Origin of the sequence: Streptomyces chisholmiae, assembly GCF_031845445.1 — a bacterium.
In the GTDB taxonomy this organism is placed as follows: Bacteria; Actinomycetota; Actinomycetes; order Streptomycetales; family Streptomycetaceae; genus Streptomyces; species Streptomyces chisholmiae.
The window spans coordinates 21,293-40,959 of the sequence record NZ_JAVREO010000030.1 but is presented as its reverse complement, the minus strand read 5'-3'; the positions used below and the strand labels follow the sequence as shown (position 1 = coordinate 40,959).

The 19,667-nt window shown below is 73.5% G+C and carries 19 protein-coding genes and 1 tRNA gene; 15 read left to right on the top strand and 5 right to left on the bottom strand.

Annotation, left to right across the window (positions count from 1 at the left end; genetic code table 11):
• Nucleotide 1 precedes the first annotated feature (1 nt).
• Nucleotides 2-1,069, top strand: a complete 1,068-nt coding sequence (locus RM844_RS30785; RefSeq protein WP_311670729.1) for an SCO2584 family spore wall biosynthesis protein — start codon at nucleotides 2-4, stop codon at nucleotides 1,067-1,069.
• 142 nt (nucleotides 1,070-1,211) lie between these two features.
• Nucleotides 1,212-2,288, top strand: coding sequence for an SCO2583 family membrane protein (locus tag RM844_RS30780; RefSeq protein WP_311670728.1), 1,077 nt, complete (start codon nucleotides 1,212-1,214; stop codon nucleotides 2,286-2,288).
• Between the two features lie 521 nt (nucleotides 2,289-2,809).
• Here the strand turns inward: RM844_RS30780 and RM844_RS30775 are convergent.
• Nucleotides 2,810-4,054, bottom strand: coding sequence for a M48 family metallopeptidase (locus RM844_RS30775; RefSeq protein WP_311670727.1), 1,245 nt, complete (start codon nucleotides 4,052-4,054; stop codon nucleotides 2,810-2,812).
• Nucleotides 4,055-4,204: 150 nt separating this feature from the next.
• On the opposite strand from RM844_RS30775, the gene RM844_RS30770 reads away from it, so the two are divergent.
• From RM844_RS30770 to RM844_RS30750, 5 genes are all read left to right on the top strand, one after another.
• Entirely contained in the window at nucleotides 4,205-4,378 is a 174-nt protein-coding gene (locus RM844_RS30770; protein ID WP_311670726.1) for a hypothetical protein, read from the top strand.
• 11 nt (nucleotides 4,379-4,389) lie between these two features.
• Nucleotides 4,390-5,001 (top strand): nicotinate-nucleotide adenylyltransferase, encoded by a 612-nt coding sequence (nadD, locus tag RM844_RS30765; RefSeq protein ID WP_311670725.1) that lies wholly within the window; start codon nucleotides 4,390-4,392, stop codon nucleotides 4,999-5,001.
• Nucleotides 5,002-5,049: 48 nt separating this feature from the next.
• Entirely contained in the window at nucleotides 5,050-6,930 is a 1,881-nt protein-coding gene (locus RM844_RS30760) for an LCP family protein (protein WP_311670724.1), read from the top strand.
• 111 nt (nucleotides 6,931-7,041) lie between these two features.
• The gene (gene rsfS / locus RM844_RS30755; RefSeq protein ID WP_311670723.1) at nucleotides 7,042-7,473 is read left to right on the top strand and encodes a ribosome silencing factor; all 432 of its coding nucleotides are present in this window, start codon (nucleotides 7,042-7,044) and stop codon (nucleotides 7,471-7,473) included.
• Nucleotides 7,470-8,114, top strand: a complete 645-nt coding sequence (locus tag RM844_RS30750; RefSeq protein WP_311670739.1) for a histidine phosphatase family protein — start codon at nucleotides 7,470-7,472, stop codon at nucleotides 8,112-8,114. Before rsfS ends, RM844_RS30750 begins: the two co-directional genes overlap by 4 nt.
• Before the next feature lie 67 nt (nucleotides 8,115-8,181).
• On the opposite strand, the gene RM844_RS30745 is transcribed toward RM844_RS30750, so the two are convergent.
• On the bottom strand, nucleotides 8,182-8,958 hold the full coding sequence (locus RM844_RS30745; protein ID WP_311670722.1) for a hypothetical protein: 777 nt from the start codon (nucleotides 8,956-8,958) through the stop codon (nucleotides 8,182-8,184).
• A 298-nt stretch (nucleotides 8,959-9,256) separates the two neighbouring features.
• On the opposite strand from RM844_RS30745, the gene RM844_RS30740 reads away from it, so the two are divergent.
• The 3 genes from RM844_RS30740 to RM844_RS30730 all read left to right on the top strand — a co-directional run bounded on the left by RM844_RS30740 (nucleotide 9,257) and on the right by RM844_RS30730 (nucleotide 10,369).
• A complete protein-coding gene (locus RM844_RS30740) occupies nucleotides 9,257-9,490 on the top strand; it encodes a hypothetical protein (protein ID WP_049575784.1) in 234 nt (77 codons plus the stop codon).
• A gap of 136 nt (nucleotides 9,491-9,626) precedes the next feature.
• Nucleotides 9,627-9,699: transfer RNA gene (locus RM844_RS30735), tRNA-Ala, on the top strand.
• 190 nt (nucleotides 9,700-9,889) lie between these two features.
• The gene (locus tag RM844_RS30730; protein WP_311670721.1) at nucleotides 9,890-10,369 is read left to right on the top strand and encodes a hypothetical protein; all 480 of its coding nucleotides are present in this window, start codon (nucleotides 9,890-9,892) and stop codon (nucleotides 10,367-10,369) included.
• Here RM844_RS30730 and RM844_RS30725 read toward each other — a convergent pair.
• From RM844_RS30725 to RM844_RS30715, 3 genes are read right to left on the bottom strand one after another with little or no spacing between them, the layout of a single operon-like run.
• A complete protein-coding gene (locus RM844_RS30725; protein ID WP_311670720.1) occupies nucleotides 10,303-11,037 on the bottom strand; it encodes a hypothetical protein in 735 nt (244 codons plus the stop codon). The two genes, RM844_RS30730 and RM844_RS30725, sit on opposite strands and share 67 nt — an antisense overlap.
• Nucleotides 11,003-11,572 (bottom strand): SigE family RNA polymerase sigma factor, encoded by a 570-nt coding sequence (locus RM844_RS30720; protein ID WP_311670719.1) that lies wholly within the window; start codon nucleotides 11,570-11,572, stop codon nucleotides 11,003-11,005. The genes RM844_RS30725 and RM844_RS30720 overlap by 35 nt, the downstream gene beginning before the upstream one ends.
• Nucleotides 11,573-11,593: 21 nt before the next feature.
• Nucleotides 11,594-12,139, bottom strand: coding sequence for a hypothetical protein (locus RM844_RS30715; protein WP_311670718.1), 546 nt, complete (start codon nucleotides 12,137-12,139; stop codon nucleotides 11,594-11,596).
• 405 nt (nucleotides 12,140-12,544) lie between these two features.
• Between RM844_RS30715 and RM844_RS30710 the strand changes: the two genes are divergently transcribed.
• The 5 genes from RM844_RS30710 to RM844_RS30690 all read left to right on the top strand — a co-directional run bounded on the left by RM844_RS30710 (nucleotide 12,545) and on the right by RM844_RS30690 (nucleotide 19,445).
• Nucleotides 12,545-13,459, top strand: coding sequence for a lysozyme (locus tag RM844_RS30710; protein ID WP_311670717.1), 915 nt, complete (start codon nucleotides 12,545-12,547; stop codon nucleotides 13,457-13,459).
• Nucleotides 13,460-13,780: 321 nt separating this feature from the next.
• On the top strand, nucleotides 13,781-14,452 hold the full coding sequence (locus RM844_RS30705; protein WP_311670716.1) for a peptidoglycan recognition protein family protein: 672 nt from the start codon (nucleotides 13,781-13,783) through the stop codon (nucleotides 14,450-14,452).
• Between the two features lie 413 nt (nucleotides 14,453-14,865).
• Nucleotides 14,866-17,712, top strand: coding sequence for a leucine--tRNA ligase (gene leuS, locus RM844_RS30700; protein ID WP_311670715.1), 2,847 nt, complete (start codon nucleotides 14,866-14,868; stop codon nucleotides 17,710-17,712).
• A 184-nt stretch (nucleotides 17,713-17,896) separates the two neighbouring features.
• Nucleotides 17,897-18,541, top strand: a complete 645-nt coding sequence (locus tag RM844_RS30695) for a hypothetical protein (RefSeq protein WP_311670714.1) — start codon at nucleotides 17,897-17,899, stop codon at nucleotides 18,539-18,541.
• A gap of 55 nt (nucleotides 18,542-18,596) precedes the next feature.
• Nucleotides 18,597-19,445, top strand: a complete 849-nt coding sequence (locus RM844_RS30690; RefSeq protein ID WP_311670713.1) for a DegV family protein — start codon at nucleotides 18,597-18,599, stop codon at nucleotides 19,443-19,445.
• The last annotated feature ends 222 nt before the right edge of the window (nucleotides 19,446-19,667 follow it).

Here is a 19,667-nt window from a genome sequence, read left to right as displayed (position 1 = left end):
GGTGCCGGACGACGTGGGAGGCCCACCGTTCCCGGACGGTGAGGGGCCCGACAGCCAGAACTCGGGGGCGGCCGACGAGGCGTTCGCCGCCGTGGTGCTCGACGAGCAGTTCGTCGCCGCCGCCCAGATCCACGAGCCGAGTGCCGCGGAGCGGGCCAGGCGGGCCGCAGCGGGGCGCGCCGAGCCCGAAGGGCCGGCGTTCCACCGCGACCCGGACCTCGACCCGAGCGGGATCGGCGGCGCCTACGGCGGCCCGTTCGAGGACGAGTTCGACGACGAGGCGGACGACGAGTTCGACGACGGGTACGACGCCGAGGCGCTGGACGAGGCCGAACCACTGGACGCGCCCGGCGCGTTCGACGGGCGGGCCGGATACGGCGGGCGTGACGGGTTCGGCGGGCGTGACGGGTTCGCCGAGTACGAGGAGTTGGACGGGCTCGCCGACCTGGACGACCTGGCGGGCCTGACGGACCTCGGGGAGCTGGACCGGCTGCTCGATCCGACCGGCCCCGCCGGCCGGGAGAGCGGCCCCGACCCGGCCGGCTTCTACCGCCGCGACGGCCTGGACCCGGCCAGCGTCCGGGGCCGGGGCGATCTCACGGACCCGGACGGCCTGGGCGACCCGAGCGGCTTGGACGACCTGAGCGACCCCGACGATCCGGATGATCCGGACAACGAGGGCCGGTTCGACAGCTCCGACTACACCCGCTACGTGCCCGAGCCCGTCGAGGACGGGTCGGTGGAGCCCGCCGGTCCCGCGGCGCCCGCGCCGGCCCCGGGCGCGGCGCGGGCGGGAGCCTCGGACGCCGGCGCGCGTCGGCCGCCGCGCGCCGCCGGCGGGGTCGAGCGGCCGCCGGGCCGGGCCCGGCGCCCGCTGCGCTGGCAGCGGTCGGTGGCCTGCCTGTTGGCCATGGTGATGAGCCTGAGCGTGATCGCGCTGACCCTGATAGCCATCCAGCGCGCCGGTGCCCCCCGGGAGGGCCAGCCACGGCCGGCGCCGCCGCCCCCGGCGATCTGGCCGGACGGCGAGCGCGGGCAGGCCGCCGGCCGGGCCCGGCGCCGCCGCTGACCCCCGGGCCGCGGCCCGCAGGTCTCGGTCGGATGTCGGTTTTGCGCCAACTCGCTTTCTTCACCCGTCGCTTACCCACCGGACGGGCGATTCTCCGCCTTCGGGGCTGTCCGCACCCGCGACGGGGACCTACGCTAGGGGAGTGGCCGGGAGAGCTGACCCTCCCGAAGGTGGCGCCGCTGGCGCCCCGGGAGCGGGGGACGAGGAGTACCGATCGATCGTCTTCGACGACACGTTCGTCAACGCTGCCCGGCTGCAGGAGTTCTCTGCCGAGCAGCGGGCGGTCGAGAACGCGGTCGCCGTCCGCGACCGGGAGCCGCCCGCCGAGCCCAGCCTGAGCCGCGCGGTCCCCAAACAGGGCCTGGCGCTGGCCATGATCATCCTGCTGGCCTTCGCCGCCGCGATCTACCTGGGCGCCAACAACCCCTACCAGTCGCCGCGTTCGCTGGCCGCCGGCCGGCCAGCGGGCTCCACGGTGGCGCTGGTGCCGGACGGTGAGGTGCCCGGCCAGATCGACGTCGAGGCGATCTTCGGCAGCGGCCCGGTCCGCGAGTTCGGCGTCGGCTCCGGCGGCCTGGAGCTGCCCGACCCCAAGTCCACCACGCACTTCTCCCGCGAACAGGTGCTGACCGCGCTGACCCTGGCCAAGGAGTACCTCACGGCCAGCGCGCTCAACCCCGACGTGTTGGTCGGCGGCTCGCTCAACGAGGTGCGGCAGCTCCTCGGCATCGAGCAGCAGCGGCAGTTCGACGCCGTGATGGACGACGAGGCCGGCCGTTCCTGGGCCACCGACTGGCTGGTGCGCTTCGACCGGGAGCGGGTCGAGATGGCCGACCCGCACGTCCGGGTCAGCGGCGCCTTCACCTTCACCGAGGCCGCCGAGGACGTGCTGGAGATAGCCGGGCACCACGTCTTCGTCTACGCGCTGCGCCCCACCGACTCGATGGGCGCCTCCGCCTCGCTCTTCGGGGTGCGGCGCGAGGTGCGCTTCCAGTTCGGCAAGGAGGAGCTGCGGGACCGGAACGTGGTGCTGCGGCAGGTGGACACGCTGGCCGGGCCGATGGCCTGTGAGGCCGATCCGGCCGTGGCCTTCGAGCCGCTGCTGGCCGGCGAGTCGGCGCCGCAGACGGTGGTCGCCGGCATCGACCCGCTGGTGCCGGACGCCGACCGACCGGTGCTCTGTGCCGCCCTCATGCCGGGCCAGCTCAACCTCTCCTGACGTTCCTCCCGCTGACCTCAGCCGCGCGCCGCCCCGGCTGCGCCGACTCCGGCTGCTCCTCACCCGGCTCCGATGACCTCGGCTGCTCTCACCTGGCTGTGCGCACCCGTTTGTGCTGACCTCGGCTGTGTGGGACCCCGGCGGTACTGACGTCGCCTGCGCGGACCCGGCCGCGCTCACCCGGCTCTGCCGACCCGCCGGCCGCCGGGCCGTTACCCTCCGTCCCCGCGGGCGCCGCTGTTGCGTTGCGGTGGTGGCCCCGCCGGCCTCCCGCTGCTCCGGCGTTGCCGGGCCCCCCGGCCCGCGGGCCCGACGCGTGGCCGTCGCTCTCCGTCCCCGCCGGCGCCGCCGTTCCGTGCCGGTGGTGGCCCCGCCGGCCTTTCGCCGCTCCGGCGCCCCCGGCCCCGCCGCCCCGGCCCGTCGCCGGCCCCGCCGGCCGACGCGTGGCCCCGACGCGCGGCGCCCCCGGGTGGTGCCGTCGGGCACCACCCGGGGGCGCGCGGCCGCTCCGCCCGGCGCCGTCAGCGCGGGCTCTCCGCCCCCGGCCCCGCCGTGCCGCCGTCCGTGTCGCCCCGCTCCGGTCCGCCGCCGGAGCCGTCGCCCGAACCGCCGCCGGTGCCCGACCCGGCGCCCCCGCCGGGCCGCTCGTCGCCGCCGGCGTCCTGCTGACCCGGGCCGCCGGCCCGGCGGCCGGTGGCGAAGTCCCGCAGCCGGCCGCCCAGGTCGCTGGCCCCGCCGGCCACGTCGGTGACCAGCTTCATCAGCGGGTCCTTGCTGGTCCGCACCGACCGCGCGTAGTGCCCCGCCGTCTCCCGCACCGATTCGCTCACCGAGGCGCCGGCGTCCTCGTTGCGCCGCGGGTAGTGGCCGGTCATCAGGCGCTGGTAGTCCCGGCTCTTCGACCAGTCGTGCAGCTCGGCGGCCCGCACCGCGGCGAACGGGTGGGTGCGCGGCAGCACGTTGAGGATCTTCAGCACCGAGTCCCGCAGGTCGCCGCCCGCCTCGTACTCCCTGGCCTGGGCCAGGAACGCGTCCACGTTCATCTGGTGCAGGTGGTTCCCGCCGGCCAGCTTCATCAGGCCGCGCATCGAGGCCTCCGGGTCCTGCCCGACCAGCAACCCGGCCCGGTCGGCGGAGAGTTCGGACTTGCGGAACCACTCGCGCAGCGCCGTGACGATGGCCATGATCGCCATGTTCCCCAGCGGGATCCAGGCCACCCGGACCGCCAGGTTGGTCAGGAAGAGCAGCAGGGTGCGGTAGACCGCGTGGCCGGAGAGCGCGTGCCCCACCTCGTGGCCGATCACCGCCCGCATCTCCCGCTCGTCGTCGAGCAGTTCGATCAGACCCGTGGTCAGCACGATGATCGGCTGGTCCAGCCCGATGCACATCGCGTTGGGCTTCGGGTCCTGCGCCACGTAGAGCGGCGGCACCCGCTCCAGGTCCAGGATCGCGCAGGCGTCCAGCAGCATCTCGTGCAGGTGCGGGAACTGCCGCTCGTCCACCCGCACCGAGTCGGAGAGGAACAGCAGCCGCAGGCTGCGCTCCGGCAGCATCCCGCTCAGCGCCTTGAACACCGTGTCGAAACCGGTCAGTTTGCGCAGCGCCACCAACGCCGAGCGGTCCGCCGGGTGTTCGTAGGCCCGGGAGGAGATCCCGGGGAACCGCCGCCGGCCGTCCGCCGGCCGCTCCACCGCCTCGACCGCCGCCTCTCGCTGGGGCGGCACCGAGCCGCCCGTCTCCTCGACACCGTCCGCGTTGTCCGTCATGTCAGGCCCCCTCCGTTCCGGCTTACGACCCGCGTCGCGGCCCCGCCACCGCCCCGACCGCCCGGACGGGTGGGGGCAGGAGGCTGCGGTCTCCGCGTCCGCATACCATGACCCTACGTCCCAGCGTCCCGTTCCCGGATAGGCCGTCGCATGACCCAGCTCTCCGCTCTGACCGCCGACACCACCGTCGCCGAGACCCTGCTGCCGCTCGCCTCGGAGGGAGGCCCGCACGCCAGCCTGAACGCCTGGGGCATCGGCGCCGGCGCGCTCGCCGCGCTGCTGCTGCTGCTCTGGATCACCACCCGCCTCAACCGGGACCGCTAGGGTCTCCTCCCATGCGAGAGCCGATAGCCGACGGCAAGCGCCGGCTCGGGGTCATGGGTGGCACCTTCGACCCCATCCACCACGGCCACCTGGTCGCCGCGAGCGAGGTCGCCGCGCGGTTCGACCTGGACGAGGTCATCTTCGTGCCGACCGGTCAGCCGTGGCAGAAGGGGCACCGTTCGGTGTCGCCGGCCGAGGACCGCTACCTGATGACGGTCATCGCCACCGCGTCCAACCCGCAGTTCTCGGTCAGCCGGATCGACATCGACCGCGGCGGCAAGACGTACACCATCGACACCCTGCGCGAGCTGCGGGCCACCTACGCGAACGACGACCTCTTCTTCATCACCGGCGCCGACGCGCTGGCCCAGATCCTGGGCTGGCGGGACGCCGGCGAGCTGTTCTCGTTGGCCCACTTCATCGGCGTGACCAGGCCGGGGCACACGCTCACCGACCCCGGCCTGCCGCAGGGCGGGGTGTCGCTGATCGAGGTTCCGGCGCTGGCCATCTCCTCCACCGACTGCCGGGCCCGGGTGGCCCGCGGCGATCCCGTCTGGTATCTGGTGCCGGACGGCGTGGTGCGCTACATCAACAAGCGCGCCCTCTACCGGGACGCGCCGTAACCCACCCCCGCTGACCCCCGCTGACCGGACACCGAAGGGCGGCCCCTGGTGAACGACCGACAGCAGCCGTACGGGCAGAACCACGGCTACGACGCGTACGGGCGCCCGCTCCACCAGCCCACCCAGGACCCGGCGGACGAGCACACCGGGGCCGGCTACTCCGACCCCACCGGGCCGGCCGCCCCGCCCGCCGGCGGCTACCAGGACGGCTACGGCGGCTACGGCTACCAGCAGGGGTACGCCGGCGACCAGGGCGGCTACCCGGGCTGGGACGGCTACGGCGGCGACACCGGCCAGCAGACCCCCGTCCCGTCGGCCCCCGGCTACGACGGCGCCTACGCGGCGCAGGCGGGCTATGCCGGCTACTACGCGCCCACCGTCGACCACGACACCGGACAACAGCCGCCGGTGCCCGATCCCTACGGCTACGACACGGGTCAACAGGCCCCCGTCGCGGACACGTTCGGCTATGACACGGGTCAACAGCGGCCGGTCGCCGACGGGTACGGCTACCAGCCGGGGCAACCGGCCCCCGTCGCCGGGGCGTTCGGCTCCGACACCGGGCAGCAGGCCCCGGTCGTCGACGCGTTCAACCCCGACACCGGGCAGCAGCCGCCGGTTCCGCCGGCCGAGGAGCGGGCCGCGCCCACCGTCCCGGGGCCGCGCCGGCCGGCGCCCGACGAGCAGTACGAGACCGAGCAGTTCGCCTTCGTCGAGGAGCAGGACGAGGAGTCCGAGGACGTCATCGACTGGCTGAAGTTCAGCGAGAGCCGCACCGAGCGCCGCGAGGAGGCCAAGCGACGGGGCCGCAGCCGGCGCCGGCTGCTGGTCATCACGCTGGTGCTGGCGCTGCTCGGTGGCGTCGGCTTCCTCTGGTCGACCGACCGGCTGCCGTTCCTCGGCGGCGAGGACGCCGCCCCGGGGCCCGGCGCCGAGGCGCGCGACGTGATCGTGGTGCACCTGTGGCCGCTGGACTCCGAGGAGACCGCCACCGCGCTGCTGGTCGCCAACGAGACCGCCGGCGCCGGCACCACCCTGCTGCTCCCCAACGAACTCGCGGTCAGCCCGGACGGCGGCACCACCACGCTCGGCCAGGCCGTCATGGAGGAGAGCGCCGGCTCGGTCCGCGAGGCCCTCAGCTCGCTGCTCGGCGCCGACATCAAGGGCACCTGGCGGCTGAACGTCCCCTCGCTGGTCAGCCTGGTCGACCTGGTCAGCGGGATCACCGTGACCACCGACGTCGAGGTGCCCGGCGCCGAGGAGGAGGCGGAGCCGCTGGTGCCGGCCGGCGAGGACGTCCAGCTCCGGGGCGAGGCGGCCGCCGCCTACGCCACCTACCGGGCGCCGGACGAGCCCCAGTCGGCGCAGCTGGCCAGGTTCGGCCAGGTCCTCCAGGCGGTGCTCGACACGCTCTCCACCAACCAGTCCACGGTCGACACCACCGTCGAGGCGCTTCGCCAGATCCACGACCCCTCGCTCTCCCAGCAGGAGCTGTCGGCCAGCCTGGCCACCCTCGCCGGCTACGCGCAGTCCGACGCGTACCAGACCACCCCGCTGCCCGTCGACGAGGACGGCACGGTCAGTGACGAGACGGCCGACGGCCTGGTCAACGACGTGCTCGGCGGCTCGATCAGCAATGCCGAGCCGGGCGGCACGGTGCGGCTCGGCATCCGCGACGCGACCGGCACCGACGCGATGGGGGAGATGGCCAGGATCAGCCTGGTCAACGGCGGTATGACGGTGGTGGACAGCCGGTCGGCCGGTGAGACGGCCGAGACCACCAGCATCCTCTACGAGGTCCCCGAGCACCGGGAGGCCGCGGTCGAGGCCGCCAGGACGCTGGGCCTGACCGAGGACGTGGTGACGGAGGGCGACGGGCCCGGCACCGCCGATGTGACCATCGTGCTGGGAGCGGACTATGCGCCGTGACTGTCAGTGCGGCATGAGACCCTGGGGTTCCAGGGTCGGGTCCCGGGTCAGTCGATGCCCGGGACGGCGTTCCACGCGCCGGCCCGAGACCGCGAGGAGACTGCCGTACCTGTGACCGCAACCGACCGCGCCACGGAGCTGGTCAGGGCCGCCGCCCAGGCCGCCGCCGACAAGCTGGCGCACGACATCATCGCCTACGACGTCAGCGACGTGCTGGCCATTACCGACGCCTTCCTGCTGGCCTCCGCGCCCAACGACCGCCAGGTCCGGGCCATCGTGGACGGCATCGAGGAGCAGCTGCGCGCGCTGGACGCCAAGCCGGTGCGCCGCGAGGGCGAGCGGGACGGCCGCTGGGTCCTCCTCGACTACGTCGACATCGTGGTGCACGTCCAGCACTCCGAGGAGCGCGTCTTCTACGCGCTGGAGCGGCTGTGGAAGGACTGCCCGGAGATCGAGCTGCCCGAGGACGCGGTGGCCACCCGGGGCCGGGCCGCGGCGGCCGAGGCCGAGCCGGACGAGCCGGCGGGCGGTGAGTCCTTCTGAGCGCCAGGAGCGGCCGCCGGATCGTCCTCTGGCGGCACGGCCAGACCTCGTGGAACCTGGAGAGCCGGTTCCAGGGCACCATCGACATCGAGCTGACCGAGGTCGGCGTCGCCCAGGCCAGGCGGGCCGCCCGGCTGCTGGCCAGCCTCGGCCCCGACGCGGTGATCTCCTCCGACCTGCGCCGCACCCGGGCCACCGCGGCCGAGCTGGCGGCCGTCTCCGGCCTCCCGGTCAGCTACGACGCCGGCCTGCGGGAGTCCTACGCGGGCGACTGGCAGGGCCTGACGCACGCGGAGATCGAGGACCGCTTCGGCGAGCAGTACGCGGCGTGGAAGCGTGGCGAGCCGGTCCGGCGCGGCGGCGGCGAGCTGGAGACCGAGGTCGCCGACCGGGCGGCGCCGGTGGTCCGGGAGGCGGTGGAGAAGCTCCCGGCCGACGGGCTGCTGGTGGTGGTCAGCCACGGCGGCACGATCCGCACCACCATCGGGCGGCTGCTCGGGCTGGCCCCGGAGAGCTGGGAGGCGCTCGGCAGCGTCTCCAACTGCTGCTGGTCGGTGCTCGGCGAGAGCCCGCGCGGCTGGCGCCTGCTGGAGCACAACGCGGGCTCGCTGCCCGAGCCGGTCATCGGCGACGACGTCTGACGGGTCGGGTGCCGGGCCCCCTTCGGGCCCGGCCGGCCCGGGCCTCGACCTCCGCTGGTCCTCCGTCCTACGCGTGCGGGTTCCGTCCGCGCGGGCGGGCCGCCGTCTCCGTCAGCTCCCGCAGCGGTCCGGCGAGGCGCGCGGCCAGCTCCGGGTCCGCCAGCTCGGCCTCCCGCGCCAGCGCCGCGGCGCCCGCGGCGAACGCCCGCCCCAGCTCCGCCGCCGTCAACGAGCGCACCAGCGCCTCGGCCAGCGGCTCCCGCACGGCCGCCGGCAGCTCGTCCACGCCCCGGCCCCGCGCCGCCGGCAGCCCGTGGCGTCGGCAGGCCAGCGCCACCACTTGGTCGCGCAGCCCGCTCACCATGTACTCCGCCTGCCAGAGCCGCCCCCTGGCGATGCTGGACCGGGCGTGCAGCGCGTACAGCCACCCCCAGCCCACCAGCTCCCCGACCGCCGGCGGCGCCAGCCGGGACGGCTCCCGGGCGCTGCCGAAGAGCAGCCGGAAGTCCGGCCCGGTCGCGCCGAACCCGTCCGCCTCCCAGAACGACAGGTCCACCTGGAGCGTGCTCGGCAGCAGGAACACTCGGAACAGCGTGCTTCCCGCCCGCACGTCGAGGTGACTCACGGCGGCGTGCTCGCCGTACATCCGTCCGGTCCACTCCTCGACCACCGCCGTGGCGTCGGCGGCCGGGTCGAGGCAGAGCGCCAGGTCGATGTCCGACCACCGGTCCTCCCGCGCGCCGGCGGCCGAGCCGACCAGCGCGGCACCGCTCACCGCCGGGTCGGCCTCCGCCGTGGCCACCAGTCGATCCCGCAGTTCCCGCCGCTCCGCTGGAGTGAACACAGCGTCGGACGCTAGCACTTCCGGGGGTGTCGCCCGGGTCTTTCCGGCCACCGGCCGGGCGGCCACCGGGCGTTGACCGCCGGGCCAACGCCCGTCGAACAGCGGGCGACAACGGGCGTTCGCTGGTCTCGATCCCGTCTCCTCTTGCGTCAGCCGCGATCAAGCCGCTTATCGGAAAGCCCATGACATGGCAGAATCGGGGACACGCTGGGCAGCGGGCGCTCCGGCGAGTCACCCGGCGGCGACGGAGGGGTATGCCTCGTGTGCACGGCCCACAACCGAGGGTGGAGCTGACCGTATGGGTGCACACAGCAGGAAGTGCGACTGGTGCGGTGCCGGCACCCCCATCGTGCGCGACCTCCAACCGGTGAACGTCGCCTACCAGTACTGGTGCGTGGAGTGCGCCCGGGCACTGATCATCAAGGGCGACCCGATCGAGGTCTACCGCGAGCTGGAGGGCGAGCCGATCTACGGCCGCCTGCTCGACGAGCACTGCGCCCTCAAGCGGTTCTACTCCTTCGCCAGCGTCTGACCCGGGGCCGCCCGGGGCCGCCCGGGGGCCGCTGGCCAGCCCGGACGGCCCCACCACCGCCGATTTGGCAAAGCACCCCGGTGAGTGTGTAAAGTAGGCATCGCCGCCAGGGGGAAACCCCAGGCGGACCAGGCAAGGGGCTATAGCTCAGTTGGTAGAGCGCTTGCATGGCATGCAAGAGGTCAGGAGTTCAATTCTCCTTAGCTCCACAGGTCAGAGGCCGTCTCCCGCGAGGGAGGCGGCCTCTTCCCGTTGGTGGGTGCCGGGGCCGGGCCTCCTCGGGCCCGGCCCGTGTGTGCGGTCGGTCCGTAGGATCGCGACATGGCCGCTACCGAACGTGTGACCCGGGCGTCGTTTCACAGCCCGCTCCTGCCGATCTCCGTGCCCCAGCCGTTGTCAGTGCTACCGCGTAGGGTCTGGACGGACGAGGAGTGGCAACGCGTCCAACTCGGCTACCGGGCAAAGATGATGGAGGAGAAGTGGCATGTCTTCGCCGAGGGCGCAGCCGTGTTCCTGCACCGGAGCTGGACCGGCCGTGGCATCCTCGCGGCGACGTTCGCGCCGGTCGACGGACCTGACGGGGGGTGGCGGATAGCGGAGGCGGTGGCGGAGCGGGACCCGGACCGCTATGGCGGCACGGATGACGACTACGACTGCCTGATGCTGGAGTTGGTGCTCAGCGCGATCGTGCTGGGCGAGCCGGCCGCCGAACTGCGAAAGCGGCTGGTCGCGTCGATGCGGAGCACGGGCAACCCCGAGGCCCCCGCCGCCCTGGTGCAGCACAGCGCCCTGGGGCAGCGCTTCGCCCCAGATCAGGGGGTGGATGGCCAGTCGGGGTCCACGGACACCTCGTCGAACACCGCGCCGTCGGCGTCGTAGGCGACGACCCGGAAGCCCGCGGCGAGGTCGGGGTGGCGGGTGGCGTCGAGGTAGAACGTGCCCCAGTCCGGTTGGCCGCCCAGCGTGACCAGGGTGGCCGGGTAGCCGGTCCGCTGGCCCGCCGGCTCGACCACGATGCGCGACGGTGGTTCGGCGAGCCGCCAGACGCCCGCGACCAGCAGGGGGACGCCGGCGTCCGCGGCGTGGCCGACGCTGATGCTGTCGGGGTTGAGGTTGTTGCCGGGGAGTTGTCTGGCGTAGTCGATGCTCGCCTCGAACTGCTCGGCTGAGGCGGTCACGTAGTTCTGGTTGCCCTCGGGCAGCAGCCCCAGCACGTAGTGCTCGTTGATCACCACCGGTTCGTAGGGGGCCACCTCGCGCGGCGCGCCGGGTACGACCGGATCGGGTTGCGGGACCGGGAAGGTGGCGGTCGGGGTGCCGCCGGCCGGTGGCCCGGCGTCGGTCGGCAGCCAGGCCAGGCCGGCGGCCAGCGCCACCGCGAGCACCCCCGTGGTGCTCGCGCCGGCGACCGTCAGCCGGCGGCGGCGGGCGCGCAGCGCGCGGCCCCGCTGGATCAGTTCGTCCACCGGCACCGGGCCGGGGCGCACCGTTTCCGCCGCGCGGCGCAGTTCCTCAACGCAGTCCGGCCCGTGTGGCTGTTCCGGCACGGTCCGTCACCTCCTGTTCCCTCTCCGGCGCGCGGAGTTCCCCGACCGCCGGGTCGGCGCGCAGTTTCGCCAGGCCGCGGGCGGCCCGGCTGCGCACCGTCCCCACCCGGGTGCCGAGCAGCGCGGCCACCTCGGTCTCGCTGCGGTCCTCGACATAACGCAGTACCACGGCGGTGCGCTGCCGCGGCGGGAGCCGTTGCAACGCGGCCGTTAACACGTCCCGGGCGAGGAGTTGGTCGACCCGGTCCCGGGCGGTCACTTCCGGGAACCGGTTCGTCAGCCACTCGAACACCCGAAGCCCACGGATACGGTCGCGATGGGAGTTGATCAGAATGCGCCAGACATAGGCGTCCGGTTCGGTCGCCCGCAGGACGCGGTCCCACCGCGCGTACGCCTTGACCAGCGCGATCTGGACGAGGTCCTCCGCGTCGTGGTGATGGCCGGTCAGCAGGTACGCGGTGCGCAGCAGCCGGGGCCACCGGTCGATCGCGAAGGTCCTGAAGTCGGCGTCGTGGGCTTCGGGTGCAGGAGTCATGTGGGGGTGTCAGCTCTCCCGTCAGTGGTTGAGGGAGACCTCGATCTCGTCGAACACCTGGCCGTCGGCGTCCGAGGCGGTGATGGTGTAGCTGTCCACGCCCGCAATCTCCCACGCGGCGGGGTCGAAGTAGTACGTGCCCCAGCCGTCTTCGTCCTCCAGTGCCACCGGCTGCGCGCCGTAGCCCCAGTCCTGGCCCTCGGGGGTGACCGCGATGAACGGCACACCCTCGTCCAGCCGCCAGGAGCCTTCCAGCAGGATGATCTCGCCGTCCGAGCCGTAGACGCCGGCGCTGATGCTGTTGGGCAGGATGTTGCTGCCCGGGTAGCCCTTGGCGGCCTCGATGTCGGCGTCGAAGCTGCCGGGGGTGCTGACGACGTAGTTCTGCTCGCCCTCGGGCAGCAGGCCCATCACGAAGTCGTCGTTGATCACGACGGGCTCGTAGGGCTGGGTCTCGATCAGGTCCATCCCGCCGGCCTGGGCGCCGCCGGGGAGGAGCACCACCAGGGCGGCCGCACTGGCCGCGCTGGTGAGCAGGGCGCGCTTGAGAGTCGTCTTCGCGGTCATGACCCCTCCAGGGGTGGGTTGTTGACGTGGTCCCGGGCTGGGACATGACTCAGACGGTGGCGACCGGCGGAAACTATCCACGCGCCGGGCGCTTTTTTCACGAGGCCCCCGTGCGGGTGGGACGGGGGCTGCGGAGGGCGGTGGGCGCCCGTCGCCGGCGGCTGGCGACGGCTGGTCGGGGCGGATGGGGTGGTGGAACGGCGTGCGAACGTGTCGAAGCGGTGAAAGTTCCCGATCACCGGGGCGCATTGGTGCAGGCGGGCGGCTTTTTCAAAGGGATAGACCGGTGGGATGCGCCGGGGGCTCTTCCTGAGAGGCGGGTCTACGTGCGTAAACTTGGACATGACGTGACCTCGTCAAGTGCACTGCTCCGTTCCATCCCCCTCGCAGACGCAGGAGTCGGACATGCTCTTCACCAGATCCCTCACCCGTCGAGCCCGCCTACGGATGGCCACCGTGGGTGGCGTCTTCACCGCCGTGTTCGGGCTGTTGCTGACCACCCCCTCGATGGCCGCCGACGTCTCGGAGGCCGCCGCCGGGCCCAGCGAGGTTCCCGCCGCGGTCGGCACCCTCCAGGAGGGCGAGGCCTTCATGGGTGCGGGCACCGCGATCCACGAGGGACGGGCCCTGGACGAGGGTGAGTTGACGCTCACCCCGCAGACCAGCGCCGGCGGGGTGCAGGGCGTCGACATCTCGCACTGGCAGGGCGCGATCAACTGGACCTCCGTGCGCGGTGCCGGCATCCAGTTCGCCTGGATGAAGGCGACCGAGGGCACCAGCTACCGGGACCCCAGGTTCAACACCAACTACCCGGCCGCGCACGGTGCCGGGGTGATCCGCGGCGCCTACCACTTCGCGCTCCCCAACGCGTCCAGCGGCGCCGTCCAGGCCAACTTCTTCGCCTCCAGCGGCGGCGCCTGGTCCCGGGACAACCTGACCCTGCCGGGCGTGCTGGACATCGAGCACAACCCGTACGGGGCCATGTGCTACGGCCTGTCCACCACCCAGATGCGCAACTGGATCAACGACTTCTACAACACCTACAAGTCGCGCACCTCGCGGGACGTGGTGATCTACACGACGGCCAGCTGGTGGAACACCTGCACCGGTAACTGGAGCGGGATGTCCACCAAGTCCCCGCTGTGGGTGGCGCACTGGACGTCGGCCGCCAACCCGACTATCCCCGCCGGGTTCCCCACCTGGACGGTCTGGCAGTACACCGACAGCGGCTCGGTGAGCGGCATCTCCGGCGGCGTTGACCGCAACAAGTTCAACGGGACCAGGGAGCGGCTGCTGGCGCTGGCCAACAACACCCCCTGACGGGGGACGTTGGCTCGCTCCCTACGGTGGGGCCGGCGCCCGCGTCGGCCCCACCGCACTTCACTCCCCGTCCCCACCTGGCCGTCCCCGCCTGGCCGCCCCGCGTGACGTCCCCGCGCGGAGTCGTCCCACGCGCCCGCCCGCGCGCTCCCCGGCCCGTTCCCGCTCCCCGCCGGTTCCCCGCTCCTGTTCCCGTTTCCGTTCCCGTTCCCGTTCCTGTTGCGGCGCGGGGCGCCTCGCGCGCGCCTCCCCCCACACCTTCGCGCCGGGCCAGGGCCCGCCGGCGCATTCCCGCCCCCCACAGAGCCAAGGAGTCCCCCCATGGCACGTGACTTCACCCTCGGACGCCGCGGGCTGTTCGCGGCCGCGGCCGGCCTCGGCGCCGCCGCCGCGCTTCCCGGCGTGGCCCGGGCCGCGCAGCGCACCTCGACCGGGACCGAGGTGGTCGAACCGGACATCGACGCCACGACGGCCTGGGGCGCGCGCCCGCCCGCCGGCTCGATCTCCACCCTGAACTACACGCCGAGCCAGATCATCGTGCACCACACGGTGAGTGAGAACACCAACGACTTCTCCCGCGCCCAGGCCCACTCGCACAGCCACTGGGTGCAGGGACTGCACATGGACGGCAACGGCTGGGTGGACACCGGCTACAACTTCCTGGTCAGTCGCGGTGGTTGGATCACCGAGGGGCGTCACCGGAGCCTCGCCACGCTACGCGGCGGCAGCAGCTTCGTGCTGGGCGCCCACACATCCGGGCAGAACACCACGGGCATCGGCATCGCCAACGAGGGTGCCTACCACGACGGGGCGACGCCGCCGGCCGCCCAGTGGGAGGCGCTGGTGTCGCTGTGCGCGTACGTGGCGTACCAGTACACGATCGACCCGACCGAGATCTACGGGCACATGGACTACGGCAACACCCTCTGCCCGGGGATCTTCCACGAGATGCTGCCCCAGCTGCGCACCGAGGTGGCCGCCGCGCTGGGCTGACCGGCGGCGTTCCCGGCGCCCGCTCCCCGGCGCCCGCTCCCCGGGGCCGCACCCCGCGCCCCCACCCCGGGGCCGTCCCGTCGGGGGCGGGGCTCCCCGGCCCGTTCCGCGCCCCGCGTCGGGTTCGTTCCGCACCCGTTTCCCCCGGCCGTTCCGGGCCCCGGGGGTGCGCCGTGAACCGCCGGCCGGCCGGGTGGGCAGCCTGCCCCGGCCGGCCGGTGACGGCGCGCTCCGGCCGGTGGGAGTGCGCTACCCTGTCTGCTATGCGTGCCGTACGCCTCCTTCTTCACCGGCCGCGCTGAGCTACGACCCTTCGACGCCGGCGCGGCCAACCCCTCCTGTGCGAGGGGTTTTTTCATGGGCGTGTACCGCCGTGCCAGCAGGACCGACGAGGCTTTGAGGACTTCGAGACGATGAGCGAGACACACAAGTACGACGCCGCGTTGGCAGCGAGGATCGAGGCCCGCTGGCAGGACTTCTGGGCTGAGCACGGCACCTTCCAGGCCCCGAACCCCACCGGGGAGCTGGCGGACGACCCGGCGGAGGCGGCCAAGCCCAAGAAGTTCATCATGGACATGTTCCCCTACCCCTCCGGGGCCGGGCTGCACGTGGGGCACCCACTGGGGTACATCGCGACCGACGTCTACGCCCGCTTCCAGCGGATGACCGGCCACAATGTACTGCACACGCTGGGTTACGACGCCTTCGGGCTGCCCGCCGAGCAGTACGCGGTACAGACCGGCACCCACCCCCGGGTCTCCACCGAGGCCAACATCGAGACCTACCGCCGCCAGGTCCGCCGGCTGGGCCTGGGCTACGACGAGCGCCGCTCGTTCGCCACCATCGACCCCGAGTACTACCGCTGGACCCAGTGGATCTTCCGGGAGATCTTCAACGCCTGGTACGACCCCGAGCAGGACCGCGCCCGGCCGATCGCCGAGCTGGTCGCCGCGTTCGAGGCCGGGGAGCGCAAGACGCCCGACGGGCGCCCCTGGGCCGAGCTGTCCGCCGTCGAACGCGCCGAGCTGCTGAGCGAGTACCGGCTGGCCTACGCCTCGCACGCCCCGGTCAACTGGTGCCCGGGGCTGGGCACCGTGCTGGCCAACGAGGAGGTCACCGCCGACGGCCGGTCCGAGCGCGGCAACTTCCCGGTCTTCAAGTCCCAGCTGCGCCAGTGGAACATGCGGATCACCGCCTACGCCGACCGGCTGGTCAACGACCTGGAGCTGGTCGACTGGCCGGAGGCCATCAAGGCCCAGCAGCGGAACTGGATCGGGCGCTCCGAGGGCGCGCGGATCGCGTTCACCATCGGGGAGCCCGAGCAGGGGCGCACCGTCACCGTCTTCACCACCCGGCAGGACACCCTGTTCGGCGCCACCTACCTGGTGCTGGCCCCCGAGCACCCGCTGGTCGACGACGTGGTCCCGGCGGCCTGGCCCGCCGACACCAGGGACGTCTGGACCGGCGGCCACGCCACCCCGGCCGAGGCCGTCGCCGCCTACCGGCGGCAGGCCGCCGCCAAGACCGACACCGAGCGGCAGGCCGACGCCCGCGAGAAGACCGGCGTCTTCACCGGCGCGCACGCCACCAACCCGGCCACCGGCGAGCGGGTCCCCGTCTTCGTCGCCGACTACGTGCTGGTCGGCTACGGCACCGGCGCGATCATGGCCGTCCCCGCCCACGACAGCCGGGACTTCGCCTTCGCCCGCGCCTTCGAGCTGCCGCTGCGCTGCGTCGTCCAGCCGACCGACGGCCGCGGCACCGACCCGGCCACCTGGGACGACTCCTTCACCTCCGACAGTGCCACCATCATCGCATCGGCCACTGACAGCCTGTCGCTGAACGGCCTGACCGTGCCCGAGGCCAAGGCCCGCACCACGCACTGGCTGGAGTCCACCGGGCTGGGCGAGGGCACCATCAACTACCGCCTGCGGGACTGGCTGTTCAGCCGGCAGCGGTACTGGGGGGAGCCGTTCCCCATCGTCTACGACGAGGACGGGGTGGCCCACCCGCTGCCGGACTCCATGCTGCCGCTGGAACTGCCCGAGGTGGACAACTACGCCCCGCGCACCTTCGACCCGGAGGACTCCGACACCCAGCCGGAGACCCCGCTGTCCCGCAACGAGGACTGGGTCAACGTCACCCTGGACCTGGGCGACGGCCCCCGGCGGTACCGCCGGGAGACCAACACCATGCCCAACTGGGCCGGTTCCTGCTGGTACCACCTGCGCTACCTGGACCCGCACAACGACCAGCGGCTGGTCGACCCGGAGAACGACGCCTACTGGATGAGCCCGCGCCAGGGCATGCCGGCCGGCGGCGTCGACCTGTACATCGGCGGCGCCGAGCACGCCGTGCTGCACCTGCTGTACGCCAGGTTCTGGCAGAAGGTGCTCTTCGACCTGGGGCACGTCTCCTCCGTCGAGCCGTACCACAAGCTGTTCAACCAGGGCATGATCCAGGCCTACGTCTACCGCGACGAGCGGGGCTTCCCGGTGCCGGCGGCCGAGGTCGAGGAGCGGGACGGCGCCTACTTCCACGGCGGCGAGCAGGTCACCCGGGAGATCGGCAAGATCGGCAAGTCGCTGAAGAACGTCGTCTCCCCCGACGAGGTCTTCGTCGCCTACGGCACCGACACGCTGCGCCTCTACGAGATGGCGATGGGCCCGCTGGAGGTCTCCCGCCCCTGGGAGACCCGCGCGGTGGTCGGCCAGTACCGGCTGCTGCAACGGATCTGGCGGAACGTGCTGGACGAGGAGACCGGCGCGGTCAGCGTCGTGGACGCCGAGCCGGACGAGGAGACCCTGCGGATCACCCACAAGACGATCCACGGCGTCGCCCAGGACCTGGACCAGCTGCGCTTCAACACGGCGATCGCCAAGATCACCGCGCTCAACAACCATGTCACCAAGCTGTCCGAGGTGCCCAGGAGCACGGCCGAGACGCTGGTGCTGCTGATCTCCCCGCTGGCCCCGCACCTGGCCGAGGAGCTGTGGCAGCGGCTGGGGCACGAGCCCAGCGTCGCGCACGCCGACTTCCCGGTGGCCGACCAGGCGTACCTGACCGACGCCACGGTGACCTGCGTGGTCCAGGTGCGCGGCAAGGTGCGCGCCCGGCTGGAGGTCGCGCCGGACATCGCCGAGAGCGAGCTGGAGCAGCTGGCGTTGGCCGCGCCTGGCGTGGTCGCGGCGCTGGGCGGCGCCGGCATCCGCAAGGTGATCGTGCGGGCGCCCAAGCTGGTCAACATCGTGCCGGCCTGACGGCGGGCCGGCCGTACCCGGGTGGGAGCCGCCTCCCTGACGGGGGTGTCCCCGGGCCGGGGGCCTGCCCTGTCCGGGGGTGTTTCCGGGTCGGGCGGGCCGGGCTGGCCGGGTCCCGGGTGGGGTGCGCCGGGGTTTGGCCCGGGTTGACGGGAACCGTGGGGCGAGGGCCTACTCTGGGTGTATGGAGTGGGCTCTCGTCGTCCTGTTGGTTTTCCTGGCCATGACCGTCGCGGGGGTTGTGGTGGCGGTGCGCCGTGTCGTGCGTGAGGTCGGCCGCCGGGCCGGCCAGGCGCAGCAGGAGCTGCGCCGGCGGGCCGAGCGCGCGGCGCTCACCGCGCGGGCCAACCAGCCCGGGCCGGTCGGCGAAGTCGCCCGCATCCGCAAGGACTTGCGGGCCAGCGTGGCGAACACCCGGTCGCTGCTGCTGGCCGGGGTGGCGCAGGACGACTCGCTGCGGGAGGCGCTGGCGCTCTGCGAGCAGCTCGCCGGGCACGCGGAGCGGCTCGACGGCGAGCTGCACGCGCTGGTCGCCGACGGGGAACGGAACCGGGCGTGGATCTCGGCCAGGCTGCCGGAGCTGCGCGGGCGCGCGGAGCGCATCCGGGCCTCGGCGGAGTCGCTGCGCGAAGCGGCCAGGGAGCGGGCCCGGCACGACGAGGGTGGCGATCTCGACTCCCTCCAGGAGCGCATCGCGCTGGAGACCAAGGCGCTGCGGCACTGGTCGCCGGCCGAGCGGCCGGACGTGCCGGCGCCCGGCGACGCCCGGCAGCGCCGGATCGACCCGGCCGGCGGCGGCCCGGCCGCGGGCGGCGAGCCGGTGAGCTGAGCGGTGGCGTGCACGGGGGCTGGGTGGCGCGTCGCGCTCCGCTAGTCTCCGGTCTATGCCCCGCTCTGTCGCCATCGTCACCGACTCAACGGCCTATCTACCGGCCGCCACGATCGCCCAACGGGGCGTGACGGTGGTGCCGCTGACCGTGGTGCTCGGCGACGAGGCGCTGCCGGACGGCACGGAACGGGCCGCCCGCCGGCTGGCCCAGGCGCTGGGGCAGAAGCAGCCGGTGACCACCTCGCGGCCCAGCCCGGAGGAGTTCGCCGTCGCCTACCGGAAGATCGCGGCGGAGGCCGGGGTCGAGGGCATCGTCTCGCTCCACCTGTCCTCCGAGATCTCCGGCACCCACGACGCCGCGGTGTTGGCCGCCCGCGAGGCGCCGGTGCCGGTGCGGGTGGTGGACAGCGGGATGATCGCGATGGCGTTGGGCTTCAGCGTGCTGGCCGCCGCCGAGGTCGCCGACGCGGGCGGTTCCCTGGACGAGGCGGTCGCCGCCGCGGTCAAGCGGGCGGGTGCGGCGCGGGCCGTGTTCTACGTGGACACCCTGGAGCACCTGCGGCGGGGCGGCCGGATCGGCACCGCGCAGGCCCTGTTGGGCTCGGCGCTGGCGGTGAAACCGCTGCTGGAGCTGGCGGACGGGCGGATCGAGCCGTTGGAGAAGGTGCGCACCGCGAGCCGGGCCATCGCCCGGCTTGAGGAGTTGGCCGTGGAGCACGCGGGGGCCGGGCCGGTCGATGTCGCGGTGCACCACCTGGCGGCGGAGGAACGCGCCCAGCAGCTCGCGGAGCGGCTGCGCGGCCGGCTGCCGGGACTGGTGGCGCTGCACGTCAGCGAGGTGGGCGCGGTGTTGGGCGCGCACACCGGGCCGGGGTTGCTGGGCGCGGTGGTGGCGCCGCACTGAGCGGACCGCCGGCGTCAGCTTCCGCCGGGCCGAACCACCCGTGTGGGTGAGGGAGTTATCCACAGGCTGGGGGTTGTCCACAGATATGGGCGCGGCCGGTCACGGAGGGTGAAGCGCGGCTAGCTTGCTGTGCATGGAGACTCATCTGTCGCGGGGGCGCGCGGAGCGCCGGGGAAGTGCTGAGGGCCGGGGCCGGGGAGGGGTGCGGCGCGGCCGGCGGGC

What these genes read in the sequence shown, in the direction of transcription:
- RM844_RS30775 (WP_311670727.1), bottom strand. Translation starts at nt 4,054, where the DNA reads ATGACGGACAACGCGGACGGTGTCGAGGAGACGGGCGGCTCGGTGCCG.
- RM844_RS30770 (WP_311670726.1), top strand. Translation starts at nt 4,205, where the DNA reads ATGACCCAGCTCTCCGCTCTGACCGCCGACACCACCGTCGCCGAGACC.
- nadD (WP_311670725.1), top strand. Translation starts at nt 4,390, where the DNA reads ATGCGAGAGCCGATAGCCGACGGCAAGCGCCGGCTCGGGGTCATGGGT.
- RM844_RS30740 (WP_049575784.1), top strand. Translation starts at nt 9,257, where the DNA reads ATGGGTGCACACAGCAGGAAGTGCGACTGGTGCGGTGCCGGCACCCCC.
- RM844_RS30720 (WP_311670719.1), bottom strand. Translation starts at nt 11,572, where the DNA reads ATGACTCCTGCACCCGAAGCCCACGACGCCGACTTCAGGACCTTCGCG.
- RM844_RS30715 (WP_311670718.1), bottom strand. Translation starts at nt 12,139, where the DNA reads ATGACCGCGAAGACGACTCTCAAGCGCGCCCTGCTCACCAGCGCGGCC.
- RM844_RS30710 (WP_311670717.1), top strand. Translation starts at nt 12,545, where the DNA reads ATGCTCTTCACCAGATCCCTCACCCGTCGAGCCCGCCTACGGATGGCC.
- RM844_RS30705 (WP_311670716.1), top strand. Translation starts at nt 13,781, where the DNA reads ATGGCACGTGACTTCACCCTCGGACGCCGCGGGCTGTTCGCGGCCGCG.
- leuS (WP_311670715.1), top strand. Translation starts at nt 14,866, where the DNA reads ATGAGCGAGACACACAAGTACGACGCCGCGTTGGCAGCGAGGATCGAG.
- RM844_RS30695 (WP_311670714.1), top strand. Translation starts at nt 17,897, where the DNA reads ATGGAGTGGGCTCTCGTCGTCCTGTTGGTTTTCCTGGCCATGACCGTC.
- RM844_RS30690 (WP_311670713.1), top strand. Translation starts at nt 18,597, where the DNA reads ATGCCCCGCTCTGTCGCCATCGTCACCGACTCAACGGCCTATCTACCG.